The organism is Pseudanabaena sp. PCC 6802, assembly GCF_000332175.1.
Taxonomy (GTDB): Bacteria; Cyanobacteriota; Cyanobacteriia; order Pseudanabaenales; family Pseudanabaenaceae; genus PCC-6802.
Window position 1 is genome coordinate 351,468 of record NZ_KB235910.1, and the last position, 14,395, is coordinate 365,862.

13 protein-coding genes are annotated in these 14,395 nt (G+C 45.8%); 11 read left to right on the plus strand and 2 right to left on the minus strand.

Translation table 11 applies throughout. From position 1 onward, the window contains the following. Positions 1 to 471: HNH endonuclease (locus PSE6802_RS0101720; RefSeq protein ID WP_162139187.1), on the plus strand; the 471-nt coding region annotated here is incomplete at its 5' end. Then, positions 425 to 1,825, plus strand: coding sequence for an RHS repeat domain-containing protein (locus PSE6802_RS0101725; protein WP_083901643.1), 1,401 nt, complete (start codon positions 425 to 427; stop codon positions 1,823 to 1,825). The genes PSE6802_RS0101720 and PSE6802_RS0101725, both read left to right, overlap by 47 nt. Before the next feature lie 8 nt (positions 1,826 to 1,833). Here PSE6802_RS0101725 and PSE6802_RS0101730 read toward each other — a convergent pair whose 3' ends face one another. Together PSE6802_RS0101730 and PSE6802_RS27365 are read right to left on the minus strand one after the other, a co-directional pair. Next, positions 1,834 to 2,694 carry a nuclease A inhibitor family protein gene (locus PSE6802_RS0101730; protein ID WP_019498354.1) on the minus strand — a complete coding sequence of 287 codons (861 nt, stop codon included), beginning with the start codon at positions 2,692 to 2,694 and terminating at the stop codon, positions 1,834 to 1,836. A 531-nt stretch (positions 2,695 to 3,225) separates the two neighbouring features. Continuing rightward, positions 3,226 to 4,185 carry a Uma2 family endonuclease gene (locus tag PSE6802_RS27365; protein ID WP_019498356.1) on the minus strand — a complete coding sequence of 320 codons (960 nt, stop codon included), beginning with the start codon at positions 4,183 to 4,185 and terminating at the stop codon, positions 3,226 to 3,228. Positions 4,186 to 4,200: 15 nt separating this feature from the next. On the opposite strand from PSE6802_RS27365, the gene PSE6802_RS27370 reads away from it, so the two are divergent. The 9 genes from PSE6802_RS27370 to PSE6802_RS27380 all read left to right on the plus strand — a co-directional run. Further along, positions 4,201 to 6,042, plus strand: a complete 1,842-nt coding sequence (locus tag PSE6802_RS27370) for an RHS repeat-associated core domain-containing protein (RefSeq protein WP_019498357.1) — start codon at positions 4,201 to 4,203, stop codon at positions 6,040 to 6,042. A 92-nt stretch (positions 6,043 to 6,134) separates the two neighbouring features. Then, the gene (locus PSE6802_RS0101750; protein WP_019498088.1) at positions 6,135 to 6,974 is read left to right on the plus strand and encodes an IS5 family transposase; all 840 of its coding nucleotides are present in this window, start codon (positions 6,135 to 6,137) and stop codon (positions 6,972 to 6,974) included. A gap of 32 nt (positions 6,975 to 7,006) precedes the next feature. Then, positions 7,007 to 8,896, plus strand: a complete 1,890-nt coding sequence (locus tag PSE6802_RS27375) for a type I restriction-modification enzyme R subunit C-terminal domain-containing protein (RefSeq protein ID WP_202950665.1) — start codon at positions 7,007 to 7,009, stop codon at positions 8,894 to 8,896. Positions 8,897 to 8,923: 27 nt separating this feature from the next. Next, complete coding sequence (locus tag PSE6802_RS0101760) at positions 8,924 to 9,706, plus strand: hypothetical protein (RefSeq protein ID WP_019498359.1); 783 nt, start codon at positions 8,924 to 8,926, stop codon at positions 9,704 to 9,706. Then, complete coding sequence (locus PSE6802_RS0101765) at positions 9,700 to 10,953, plus strand: IS256 family transposase (RefSeq protein ID WP_019498360.1); 1,254 nt, start codon at positions 9,700 to 9,702, stop codon at positions 10,951 to 10,953. Before PSE6802_RS0101760 ends, PSE6802_RS0101765 begins: the two co-directional genes overlap by 7 nt. A gap of 85 nt (positions 10,954 to 11,038) precedes the next feature. Continuing rightward, positions 11,039 to 11,482 (plus strand): hypothetical protein, encoded by a 444-nt coding sequence (locus PSE6802_RS0101770; RefSeq protein ID WP_019498361.1) that lies wholly within the window; start codon positions 11,039 to 11,041, stop codon positions 11,480 to 11,482. Positions 11,483 to 11,500: 18 nt separating this feature from the next. After that, entirely contained in the window at positions 11,501 to 13,210 is a 1,710-nt protein-coding gene (locus PSE6802_RS0101775) for a type I restriction-modification system subunit M (RefSeq protein ID WP_019498362.1), read from the plus strand. Positions 13,211 to 13,229: 19 nt separating this feature from the next. Then, complete coding sequence (locus PSE6802_RS0101780; RefSeq protein WP_019498363.1) at positions 13,230 to 13,535, plus strand: nucleotidyltransferase family protein; 306 nt, start codon at positions 13,230 to 13,232, stop codon at positions 13,533 to 13,535. 153 nt (positions 13,536 to 13,688) lie between these two features. Next, positions 13,689 to 14,395 (plus strand): transposase (locus tag PSE6802_RS27380; protein WP_225902626.1); only part of this gene is annotated, 707 nt, incomplete at its 3' end.

Genomic DNA, 14,395 nt, shown 5'->3' on the forward strand with positions numbered 1-14,395 from the left:
AAAGCTCAAAAGCTAGCGCCGCTCGTGAGAGGATGGAGGAGATACCACAGGTACTGCAAGATGGATGGGGCTAAGCATAGCCTATGGCACATCAGTCACAGGGCATGGAAGGTATTCAATCAGGAGAAGAAGCAGGATCGATACTCAACCAAGCAGTTGATTGAGAAAGCATTCCCATCTGTTCCTTACTCTGAAAACAAACACGTAAATGTCAGAGGAAATAAATCTCCCTTTGATGGCGATTTGGTCTACTGGAGTGAGCGAAACAGCAAGCTCTATGACGGTCAAACCTCTAAAGCCCTAAAAAGGCAAAACCATTCATGTGCTTCCTGCGGTCACAAATTATTATCGGACGAAAGAGTTCATCTCCACCATGCCGATGGCAACCACAACAACTGGAAGAAAGAAAACCTGTTAGCGATTCATGAGAGTTGCCATACCTATTTCCACATGGGCAAAAGCGCAAGCTAGAGAATATCGGGAGCGCAGTGCGGTGAAAGTCGCACGCTGCGATCTAATTGGGAGGGGCAGGAAGTCATATTCCTCCTCGACCCAACCTGGCGAGGGCAATGTCATCAGGCAAACCGACATCCTCACCGGCGAAATCACAGCCTACACTTGGGATTATCGAAACCGACTGACCAATGTCACTCGCAACGGCACGCCAGTGGGCACCTACAACTACGATGTCTACGACCAGCGCATCGGCAAGACCACAACCACAGGTACAGACCGCTTCGTCTACGGACAGAACCAGAATATCGCCCTGGAATTCGATGGCAGCGGTGGTTTAACCAATCGCTACCTGCATGGAAATAGTATTGACGCGATTATGGCAGATGAAGCCAATGGTTCGGTGGGCTGGACGCTGACGGATAACCTCGGCACGGTGCGCGATGTCGTGGATAGCGCGGGTGCGAGTAAGAACCACTTCGTTTACGATAGTTTCGGCAATTTCACCAGCGAGAGCGATCCTGGTTTCGATACCCGCTTCACGTTTACTGGTCGCGAGTTCGATGCGGAGACAGGGAATTATGACTATCGCAGTCGCCCTTACAGACCGATTAGTGGGCGGTTTATTGAGGAGGATGCGATCGGGTTTGAAGGTGGAGATACAAATCTTTACAGGTATGTGAAGAATAGTCCTGCCGCAAGTGTAGATCCCTCTGGATTAGCTGGAAAAATACTTTCTTTTGAACGTAACTTTACTTATAGGTCGGGCTATGGAAGTACTACTAAATCCTCTGAAAATAATATTAACAAAATAGGTAATCGTGGTCTGCTCACCATAATAGCTCCGGTAGTTAGAGGTCGACCGATTAGACGCAGTTTTCCTGCGCAGATTCAGATTCTAACTGACGAAGTGAAAGCAAAGATCAGGTATGTTAAAGAGACTCCAGGTTCTTCGCAGAGAACTATTCACAAAAATTATAATGGTTTATATCCTGGCGACGATCAAGGACATATTGTTCCAGAAATCCTTGGCGGCTCAGATAGAGAAAGTGGAGTGATCAAGCCATTTGAAAATAATTTCTTTTCCCAAAATCGAAGAGTTAATCAGATTGACTATGCCGCTTTTAATAAAAAGGTAAATCAAGAGCTTACTAAATTCACTGGCGAGAAAGAGTTTGACCCATGCCAGCCTCCGCCAGATGCGAAGTATATCACTTACGATGTAAGATTATATTACTCGATAAGCCGCCCCCTGCAATATGCAGATTATCCATTGAGGCCATCTTCTTTTGACGTAAATGTTAAGTTCTATGATTTCACTAGCGGAGAAGATGTTTCCAAAAGATTATATAGGCCCTTCGGTAACCCTTGAGTTTGTGTTTAAGTGTCAATAGAAATTGTAGATACACCAACGAAGTTATTATTGTTATCAATGCCCAAAATATATATATCGTTTTGGATAACTCCAATCCTATAAACTCTTATACTCATTAGATTTTGAGAGAGGAGTTTGAATAATGCAGACATTCTTTCAACGTAGCTTTGGTCATCAATCACAATTAAACGTTTATCTAATACTGTGGTTTCAACAAGACCAATAGAGTCTAGGAGTAAATCTAGTAGAGCGCCCTTTTGAGTTGTAAATTCCCATGTAAAACTGTCGAAAGGATACAATGTTATACCAAGCAGGTTTAGTAGACCCAGGTTTCGCAATCTAGTCTCATCAAATTCATCAGGGAATGTATAGTTTTCTAGAGTTTGTAAAAGTAGAGAATTTAACAACGCTAAATCTGGATCGTCAACTACCTCTCTTGCAATGAGCGGGGATGGGTCAAACTCTCTAGAAACAAAGGGATTGAGCTTTGTTGATAAGCCAAGATAGTTTCCACACTCAGTCTTACCCAAGATAATGTAAAAACTAGATATACCTATATAACAGCTATTTTGAAAGGCTAGATCTTCAGTTTTAATCTGATAAATTTCGAAACAGCTTAAATTGGATCGCATGAGGTTTGCAATCTCCTCATATTTGTGAGCTATATCTGGTAGGTTGCTAAATATATCTCTATGAAACTGTTCAAAGCTAACCAGATTAAGGTAGCCAATAGATTGTAGTAACCCTCCAACCGTAAACTCACCAAGATTTGCATCCCTAAAAAAGACCTTGAAAGGGTAGAAATTATCGCTTGCAAAGAGCAGCCCTTCAATTTGCTTTTCTAGGGATAAAACTAGTTGATTCATTTAACGACACCTCTAAAAACTTAAAGTGATTGAGAATAGTTCGCCATGCGGTCGCCGCTAATTAGAGATGTTAACATAGCGATCGCATGATGGATGTTCTCTTATGCGATCGCCCGATTGATGATAGATTTTTGGGTAGCGATCGCCATCAAGGAATATTTGCAGAGCGATCGCCATTTTTTATGGGATAAACTTTTTTGGAATAGCGATCGTCATTTATTCAGAGATATCACCAAAGCGATCGCGTTTTAGTTTTCATTTAGCCAGCGATCTCTATCAATGATAGATTTTTGGGGTAGCGATCGCGTTTTAGTTTTCATTTAGCCAGCGATCTCTATCGAAGATTGATTTTTAGAGTAGCGATCGCGTTTTAGTTTTCATTTAGCCAGCGATCTCCTTAACATTTATTCTGGGAGTTCGCCAAAGCGATCTCGATATTTTTTTAGCAACTCTTCCGCCTCTTGTTTAGCAAGTTTTTCCTGAGCAGCGATCGCTTTTACGACGATCTGAGCAGAGCGATCGTCTTAACATTTATTCTGGGAGTTCGCCAAAGCGATCTCGATATTTTTTCAGCAACTCTTCCGCTTCTTCCTTAGCAAGTTTCTCCTGAGCTGCGATCGCTTCGGCATGTTCTTTAGCTAATTTTTCTTGTTTGGCGATCGCTTCAGCTTCTTGCTTAGCACGTTCAGCCTGTTCTTTGGCAATACGCTCTTGAGTGGCGATCGCTTCCGCCTCTTTTTGTGCTAGTTCCGCTTGAGTAGCGATCGCTTCAGCTTCTTGTTTCGCCAAACGTTCTGAGAGAGCGATCGCTTCAGCCGTATCAGCCCGTTCCTCAGCCGTAGGATAGCGGTTGCCAAAGCGATCGTACCAATATACCCACTCCCGCGACCAGTTACTGCGCGATCGCACCTCACAGCCAATCCCCAAACCAATCTCCGGCATCCATACCATCTTACCTTTGCCACTCTCTTGTAACAGAGATGTTAACGGCAGAAGTTCGTACTTGTCATCTACTAACTTGTACACCTCTAAAGATTGATGTTGCTTGTGGATCCCTGCCCTACCACTGAGGGGATTGTAGATGACATAATAGAGAATTCCCAAAGCTTGATATGTCTCTAGCTTGCGATCGTATTCACCGTTATATTCCTTGGAAACTACTTCCAAAAATAAGATCGGTAACACTTCTTCTTTCCACAGGACATAACTGAGGCGACCACCTTCTCCCACATGCCGATTTACTCCCAACGCCAAAAAAGCATCGGGTACGATAGACTTACTCTCCTTAGGTTTCTCGATATTGGGTTCGTAGTAAATACACATATCCACACCCCAAAACCAATCAGAGCGATCTTCCCACACCCACAACAGGACATTTAGCAGAAGATTAGGAATATCGTTTTGGAGTTCGTTATCCACAGGGGTATCATCTGAGTCGGGTAATTCCTCAGCCGTAGGCAGGTGGAGATAGTCGTAAGCAAGGTTAACCATAACTTTCCTGCGTTGATGCGGTTAGACTTTATTATAGTAGATCGCCTCATCTCTGAAACCAACGCCTACGGAGCAACCCGCACCTACACTTACGACGCGGCAGGCAACCGCACAAGCATTACAGACCGAAATGGCAAAACCCGCCGCTTTACCTACGATCCCCTCAATCGCCTCACGGCTGAGACATGGGTAGGAACAGGACGTACCATCACTTCCACCTACGACGCGGCAGGGCAGTTAACCAATATTAGCGATCCTGAGGCAGCCTACGCCTACAACTACGACCTCGATGGGCGCTTGCTCTCAGTCAACAATGCTGGCACGGCGGGCAGTCCAGGTGTCCTGATGGCTTACGGTTACGACGCAGCAGGCAATGTCTTGTCCGCAGTGGACTCGATTAATGGCACATCCAGAGGCACGAATACATATATATACGATCCGCTCAACCGCGTGACCAGAATGCAGCAATCGGGCACGGGTGTCACCGACAAACGGGTGGACTATGCTTACAATGCGGTGGGACAATCCACCAATGTGAAGCGCTTCTCGGATTTAGCAGGAACGCAATCCGTCGCAGAGACCACCCATACTTACGACAGGCTCAATCGACTCTCCACAATTAATCACAGCAAAGGCGGCACACCATTAGCAGCCTACAACTACAGTTACGATGCCAACAGCCGGATTACGGGTGTGACCAACAGGGATGGCACGAGTGCTTACACGTACGACGACACCGACCAGCTTACGGGTGCGGACTATTCGTTCCAACCGGATGAGGCGTATACATATGATGCCAATGGCAACCGGACGAATGCGGGTTATCGCACGGGGTTGAATAATCGCTTGCTCAGCGATGGTAAGTTTAATTATGACTACGATGGCGAGGGTAATCGCATTAAACAGACAGATATCCTCACAGGTGCAGTGACCGATTATGTATGGGACTATCGAAATCGTTTGACTCAGATAACAGAGAAAAATGCGGCTGGCACCGTTATTAACCAAAGCAACCAGGTCTACGATCCCAACGATCTACGGATTAGTAGGACGGCGAATGGTGTACCTGAGCGCTTTGTCTATGGGCAAAATCAGAACATTGCTTTGGAATTCGATGGCAGCGGCGGCCTGACTAATCGTTACTTACATGGCAACAGTATTGATGCAATCCTGGCCGATGAAAGTAATGGCAGTACGCTGTGGACATTAACAGATCATCAAAATTCGGTACGCGATCTGGCTGATAACAGTGGCACAGTGAGGAATCATCTTGTCTACGATGCTTTTGGTGGGCTGACCAGTCAGAGCAATTCGAGTGTGACTACGCAGTTTGGCTATACAGGTAGGGAATTCGAGCCTGCGACGGGAGCGCCGGGATTGCAATACAATCGCAGGCGCTTCTACGCTCCCCCCAACGGCATGTTTATTTCCCCCGATCCGATTGGATTTGATGCAGGAGATACTAATTTATATCGCTATGTGTTCAATAACCCTATAGATGGAGCAGATCCTACCGGAGAAGCAGCTTGTGGTGGCGTCGGTGCTGGATCTGGAGTTGTTCGGAGCCAAAAGCGAACTATACAATATTACAGCGATCAGACTAAAAAAGTCAGAACAACAAATATAATTGAGGCAGTAATTGCCTCATATTACCAAAGACCATTTAGCACTCGTATCATCTCTGATGAGACTGAAGCAGAAATACAATATGATGCATTCAGACCTACTACACCCAGAGTAGAGGCATTCCTTAACCCTCCTGGATTTAGAGAATTAACAGATGCTAGAGGTCATATTATTGCTCATCGGTTTGGCGGGAGTGACACTGATTTAAATAACTTCTTTGCACAAGAATAGACCTCTTGCAGATTAGGTTGAGGTTGAGTTGCCAAAGAACCCCAAGATAGGAAAATATCAGGACATAGCAATAACGAAAAAGCGTCCTGATGATGAACTATATAATAGCGCAAACCCTACCTGCTGCACACTTTAAGCGTCGATTTGGTATCGAGACTAATACGTTCAAAGCAATTGTGAAAGTGCTTAAACCAGAGTGGCGAGCAACGCCAACACCTGGAGCCAAGCCTAAACTCGGACTAGAAGACCGCATATTGGTTGCCTTCGAGTATTGGCGGGAATATCGCACCTACTTTCACATCGCCACTAGTTGGGGCATCAGCGAGTCTACAGTTTGTCGAATAGTGCATTGGGTAGAGGAGACTTTAATCCGCTCACGTCGCTTTCGACTACCTGGGAAGCGCCAGTTGGTGCGGGGCTTTGGGATACCTACAGTCGCGATCGTTGATGTGACTGAAACTCGCATTGAGCGTCCTAAGCGGCACCAACGTGCCTTTTATAGCGGCAAACAGAAAGGGCACACGCTCAAATGTCAACTCATAATTGACGCTCTTACTGGGCAGATTATCTGTACGTTTTTCGGCAAGGGGCGACGGCATGATTTCAAGCTGTTCAAAGCTTCTGGCATCCATTTCCATCCTCAAACCGAGAGTTTGCAGGACAAGGGTTATCAAGGCATCCAGAAACTGCATCTCTACTGCCGCTTACCCCACAAGAAACCGAAAGGTGGTCAGCTTACGCCCGAGCAGAAAGCGTTCAACCGCCAACTTGCGCGCCAACGGGTTGGCATTGAGCATGTTAATCGCCGCTTGAAGATCTTCCGCATCTTATCTGGACGCTATCGCAATCGTCGTCACCGCTTTGGTTTGCGTTGCAATCTAATTGCTGGTCTCTACAATTTTGAACGCTCTCAAGGCTCCTCAGTTGGCTAATTTGCAAGAGGTCTAATCAGTTTCGCGAGGTGGTGGAATATTTTGATGGACGCATCATTGGGCTGACGGCTACACCCGCCAATTTCATCGATCGCAATACCTTGCAATTATTTCATTGCTTTGAGGGAATCCCAACGTTCAGCTATCCGCGCAGTCAAGCGATCGCTGAGGGGTATTTGGTTGATTTTAGTCTCTATCAAGCGCAAACACATTTTCAACGTAATGGTATTCGTGGGGCTGAGTTGAGTGAGGAGGAACGCAATGCGCTGATCGAGCAAGGAATCGATCCTGATGAAATCGACTACGAAGGTACGGAGTTAGAACGCACGGTAAGCAATCGCGATACGGTGCGAAGGCAATGGGTGGAAATTATGGACGTTTGCCTCAAAGACCAGTCAGGACAGTATCCTGCGAAAACGATTGTGTTTGGGCTAAGTCAAAAGCACGCTCTAAGGTTGGCGAGTGTGTTTGAGGAAATGTACCCGCAATTTCCGAGTATGGTGCAGGTAATTACCTCGGCGATGGAGCGCACAGATGACCTGATCAAGCGCTTTAAAAAGGAGGATATGCCGCGTATTGCGATTTCGGTGGATCTGCTCGATACGGGGATCGATGTGCCTGAAGTGATGAATCTGGTGTTTATGAAACCCGTGCAGTCGTGGATCAAGATGGAGCAGATGATCGGGCGAGGCACGCGCAGCCATGAAGCCTGTAGGGTTTTGGAGTGGTTACCAGATGGTCGCAAGGATGAGTTTTTGATTCTTGACTTTTGGGAAAATGACTTTGAAAAAGACCCCAAGGAGGAGATTGTTGCTCAAAATTTGCCAGTTACGGTCAAAATCTTTAATACACGCCTCAAACTGCTGGAGTTTTACCTAAATAGTCAGGACTCCCCAGATTGCCAGCAAGTTATTCGCGATCTGCGCTATCAAATTGGGCAAATCTCGCTTGAGACGTTTAGCATTCAGCAGGTGTTTTCCCAAGTTGAGGAGGCATGGACGGATAGTTTTTGGCGGTATTTAACCAAAAGTAAACTAGATTTCCTGCGTACGCAGGTCGCGCCGTTGCTGCGGTTTGTGGCTGGGGTAGATGTGGAGGCGGCGACGTTTACCAACAAGGTAGAACGGCTAAAGCATGAAATTTTGACCGATCGGGTGCGCGATGACACGGTGGAGGGGATCGCTGAAGATGTGAGCCGATTGCCGTCTTTTGTACTGGACGATCGCAATGTGCAAGCCTCTGTGAATACATGCCTGTCAGGTAGGCTGAGGAGGGCAACGCCTACAGAACTCAGTCAGGTCATTACCGATCTGGCCAACCAAATGAAAAATCGACGGGAAAAGCCTTCGTCATTTATCGAACTCGACCTTGCGGACAGGATTGCGGTGAATGGCTATATCACGCTAAGCGAAGGCGGCGAACAGGTTTATGTAGAGGAATATCGCCAGCGGGTAGAGGGCAAGGTGATGGAAATTTTTGAGACGCACCCCACGATCGTGGCGTTGCGTAATGGGGAAACTGTGACCGATTTGCAACTGGTTGCACTAGAGCGAGTTTTGCGGCAAGAGTTAGGTGGCAGTAATATGCAACTGACAGAGTCGAATATCCGCAAGGCGTTTAACCTCAAGGTGACGAGTTTGCTTGCCTTTTTGCGGGAGTTGCTGGAGTTTGAGATGTTGCCTGACTATAGGGACATTGTGGAGCGTAATTTTGAGCAATTTATCGCCCAACATCAGTACAATGCTAACCAGATCCGATTTTTACGGGCAGTGCAAAGTGTATTCTTACAAAAGCGACGGCTAGAGGTGGCGGACTTGTATGAGGAACCACTAGATAGTTTTGGGGAGGATGCAGTGGAACGTTGGTTTACTGAGGATGAGGTAAACGAGTTGATTAATTTTACTGAGCAATTAGCAGCTTGATAGAAACCAAAGTTAAGGAATAAAGCTATGTCAGAAAAGGCTAGAGTAACTCTTCTACATCCACCAAACTTATTTGGCAGTGAACGTTATTCTTTAACAGTTGAGATTGTTAACACGTCAGATAATCCATTGACTGATATTAACGTAAATGCAGTTCTAATTCCAGGGAAGAATCTAAGCTACCAAGAAGACAAAAAATTTAAAGAATCAACTAAATACGAACTTGAAATAAGTGAATTGCTTGAAGAAATTAACCTACAAGTTAATGAAGCCTATAAGATTTTAAATGCTCATATTGATGAAAAAAGCGCTAATGCTTCTACTAAAAATATAGGGAGAATCCAAACCCCTATTATTACAATGAATATTAAGCAGAGAGTAAATCAGGATAGTAACACCTCAAAGTTAAAAAGAATTCTTCGTTTTCTTAATTCTGAGCTTATTGTTGAAGAGTTAGATTTTTTACCTGTTTTTAAGTGGGAATCAGACTCATCATACTTGCGTAAGTTAGCGAGCAAGGAACCTATAATTCCAATATGGGCAAAAACAGCAACTAGGATAGAAGCATGGGAAGATTTGGAGAGCGTGCAAGAGCTTCTTATCAATCAACTCCCTGACGATTCTTTCTTGAAAAAATCTTTTTTTATAAATAAGCAGAAGCTCAAAGTACTTGAGGGAAATAGATTACCAAATCAAAGAGATGAAGACAACATATTTAGATCGGTAAAATTGTTCTCTGGACAGAGACTGATCAGAATTTTGTGTAAGCGGTCTAGAATCACAAAAACCAAGGAGACCGCAACATGTTAAGAGGCAAACAAGCAACTAATCGTACAGATGAACTACTAGACGAGTTGGTGTCAGAGTGCCATAGCCCCGAGGACATTCTAGGAGAATCGGGCTTACTGAAGCAACTGAGTCAACGACTAATCGAGCGAGCGCTCACGGGAGAGCTGAGCCATCACCTCAAATCAAGCACGCCTAAGGGAGAGGAAGCGGTAGAAGACGAAGTTGTGCGACGCAACAGCCGCAATGGCTACTCGCAGAAGACGGTGCAGTCGCAACAGGGCGAAATGGAGTTGTCGATACCGCGAGACCGTAACGGCGAGTTTGACCCCGTGCTGGTACCGAAACACCAAAGGCGAATAGCAGGACTCGATGAGAAAATCCTGGCTATGTATGCACGGGGATTAAGCACCCGAGACATTAGTGCTCAACTCGAAGAACTCTATGGTGCCAAGATCTCCGCCGCACTCATCAGTGAGGTCACTGATGCAGTTAGCGACGAGGTCAAGGCTTGGCAGTGCCGTCCCCTGGAACCTGTATATCCCATCATTTACCTCGATGCCCTCTACGTGAATATCAAGGTGTCGGGTCGGGTGAGCAAGCGAGCGGTCTATGTCGTCTTGGGTATTACGGTTGAGGGCAACAAAGAATTGCTTGGGCTGTGGATTGGGGAGGTGGAATCCGAAGGCGCTAAGTTCTGGCTCAAGGTGCTGACTGACCTCAAAAACCGTGGGGTCAAGGACATTCTGATTGCCTGTTGCGATGGCTTAGTGGGATTCCCCCAGGCGATTGAGGCTGTTTTCCCGCAAACCCAGGTGCAACTATGTATTGTGCATCTGATCCGCAACTGTTTGCGTCATGTGCCCTGGAAAGACGCTAAAGCTGTTGTGGCTGACCTCAAGCCCATTTATCATGCTGCCACTTTGGCAGAAGCCGAAGCTGCGCTTGAGGCTTTTGCCGCCAAGTGGGATCGCCTATACCCCGCGATTAGCCAAATCTGGCTGCGCCATTGGCAGAACATTATCCCCATCTTTGACTATCCCATGGACATCCGCAAAGTCATCTACACTACCAATGCCATTGAATCCCTCAATCGCTCCCTGCGCAAGGTGATTAAAACCAAGGCTGTCTTCCCCGATGAGGAATCTGTCTTCAAGCTCATGTTCTTGGCCATGCATAACATTGCCAAGCGTTGGACTCGCCCCCTTAAAGATTGGAAGGCAGCGTTGTCATATTTTGCTATCCTATTCCCAGGACGTTTAAATTACTGACCTTATTTCTCGCTTACACAAAAATCTGAGCACTCTCGAGGGACAAGAGGTAAGCTTTACTTTTTACTGTAAAGCACCAAATTTATTGTTTGAAAAACAGTATGACACTCAATTTGAAATCTCCTATATAGAAAATGAATCTAAAGTTATTGATAACCAAACAGTTGTTAATGAAATAACAGGGATTCAAAACCTGCGAAAAACATTAACCTTTTATCCATCTTCTTATGCTGTTCCTTTTGGAACATTTCTTGGTGGGCTGAGTGGGTTTCTTGTTAAATATTTTTTGTTGCCAAATGGTAACTCATCCGATTTCTCATTAAATAAATTTTGGCTTCCTTTGGTGGGTGCCATAGTATTAGCATTGATATTCGCTGCTCTTATCAGTAAACACGATGATACTAAGAAAAAGTTTATTACAGTTGAAGACTTTGCAGGTGGATTTTTTATTGGGGCGATCGCTGGATTATTTAGCGAGCAAATTATCGAATATTTGAGAACTTTAGTTCCTTCCAGTAAACCCAAATAGTCTTATTCTCTTTATTTAATGCTAACAAATTCGAAATTACGATCGCAGGTTGATGATATTTGGGATAGGCTTTGGTCGGCGGGGTTATCGCTGCCAACAGATTCGATCGAGCAATTTTCCTACTTGCTGTTTTTGAAGCGGCTGGATGATGAGGAAAACAAGCGCGAGAAACAGGCAAAGCGGCGTAACAAACCATTTGAGCCGAAAATCCCCACAGAGTTGCGTTGGTCGCATTGGGTGAATTTCAAAGCAGATGCAGCACTCAAGCACGTTCGCGAGAAAGTGTTTCCTTGGTTGCGATCGGCAGGGACTGAGGGCAGTTCTTTTGAACGCTACATGAAAAATGCTGAGTTTAAAATCAGTAAAGCAGGGACACTGATCGAGGTCTGCAAAATTATTGATGCAATGAATATTGCGGAGCAGAACCAAGACGTACAGGGGGATTTGTACGAATATCTGCTCAATAAGCTCAGTTCGGCGGGGCTAAACGGGCAATTTCGTACACCGCGCCACATTATCCGCATGATGGTGGAAATTATTGACCCGCAACCCAAGGAGCGTATTGGCGATCTGGCGGCAGGAACCTGCGGCTTTTTGGTGAATGCCTATCAGTACATTCTGGAACAGCACACGAGTCCCAAGGTTTTATACGATGCAGAGGGGAATAAGCACGCGGTTGGGGATTTATTGCCTGCGGAGTCGCTGAAGTTCTTAAAAAATGAGGCACTGACTGCCTACGACAATGATTCTGGTATGACGATGTTGCGGATTGGGTCGATGAACCTGATGCTGCATGGAATCGAGCAGCCGCGCTTCTTTTTAATGGATACGCTATCGAAGGCATTTAACGATGAGAAGACTCTGGATGTAGTGCTGATGAATCCACCCTTTACGGGCAAGATGGATGAGTCGGACATTAACCCAGCACTACCAACCAAGTGCAAGAAAACAGAATTGCTGTTTCTGCACCAAATCCTGCGGGTATTGGAGATGGGCGGACGGTGTGCGGTAATCGTGCCTGATGGGGTGTTGTTCGGTTCGAGCAAGCAACATCAAGACATTCGCAAAAAGCTACTGGAAGAGAACCGTTTAGATGGCGTGATTTCCATGCCTTCGGGGGTATTCAAACCCTATGCGGGGGTTTCGACGGCGGGGCTGATTTTCACGCGGGGCGCAACTACAAACCGCATCTGGTTTTATGACATGGAGCATGATGGGTTTTCGCTGGATGACAAGCGCCAACCTGTGTCTGAAAATGACATTCCCGATATTCTAGAATGCTGGAAATGTCGCTTTGATGAGGACTTTAACGCTCAACGGGAAAGCCGCAAACTGGCAATTAAGGAGTTGCTGACACCTTTGAAAGCAAAGCGTTTGGAACTTGAGCAAGATATTAACCGCCTCAAGTTTGAAGAGGTGATTGCCCCTGAAGACGACGATCGCCCACGTTTGGCACTGGAGGAAGCCGAGGCACAAATCAAGGAACTGAGCGAGAAAATTGCCCCCTTACAAAATGAAATCAACCGCCTCAATCGTCAGTTTTGGGTAGAAAAGGCTTTGGTGCAAGCAAATAAGTACGATCTGTCTGCGAGTCGTTATCGTCAGGTAGAACAGGATGAGGTTTTTTATGAGGCCCCAGAGGTAACGATAGAGCGATCGCTAACCTTAGAATCCTTTATAAAGCAAGAGTATGAGGAGCTAAAAAGTTTACTTTTAGGTAGCGATTAATCGAGGGTAGGAAGATATTATGCAAACAAAACTAGGAATCCCTGAACTATTAACTAACAAAAGAGAACTAATCTTAAAGATTGCGGCTCAACATGGTGCTTATGGCGTGCGAGTTTTTGGCTCTGTGGCGCGAGGTGAAGCGACGGAAGATAGTGATATAGATTTTTTAGTTGATTACGATCTAGCAAAAATTACCCCTTGGTTTCCAGTTGGGCTGATTCACGATTTAGAAGCCCTACTAGGGCGAAAGGTTGATGTTGTGCCTGCTAATTCAGTGCATCCTTTTATTCGCGATCGCATTTTTCAAGAAGCAGTTGCAATATGAAAGATCCAAGAATTTATATTATTCACGTTCGCGAATGTATTGCTCGTATTGAAACTGGAGTTTAGACTAAAAAGTGGTAAAAAGCAGCCAGCCATTGCAGACTGACCGCTTGATGATGGAAGCTGAAAAGACTATAAAATCAACAGCTTCATCATGATTAGTTTGGATAAACTTGAGCAATTTCGCAAGTACACGTACGAAATTATAGGGAACGGGAGAGATGCGCTGTTCGACTTGATGGATGCGGTACTGACGAGTCGGAGTGTTTCATCGTTTGTGGAACTTTCGTTAAGCCCATTATTTCGGAGGGAGTGGTCGAGTATCTATGAAGCACTGCAAGATAGTCATCCTCCACGTGAAGACTTGATGAAGCAATACATACAGCAAATGCCAGCAGCAGAGGTGACGATATTGGCGGGCGACCATACAGCCTGGTCGCGTCCCTATGCGGTGACATTACAAGAACGCACCTACGAACATCAACCTCAACCGGGAGTAGGAAGCAAACCTGTTACGGTGGGGCAAGGATACAGCACAATTGCCTGGATTCCAGAGTCAGAAGGGAGTTTTGCCTTACCGTTGCGGCATGAGCGGATCACCAGTTTCGAGAACCCGATTCAGAAAGCCGCTAGTCAGTTACGCTTGGTTTGTGCGGAAATTCCTGGGACTGTGCTTTTCCTGGGGGATGGCGAGTATGGGTGCGCACCATTTTTGCAGCAAACAGCAGACATCCCGTGTATCAAGCTGCTCAGGCTACGCCCCAACGGGTTCTGTATCATGCCCCAAAGGATTACGAGGGGCATGGGCGACCCCATAAGCATGGGAGAGAAATTTAGCCTCAAAGACTCTGACACTTGGTC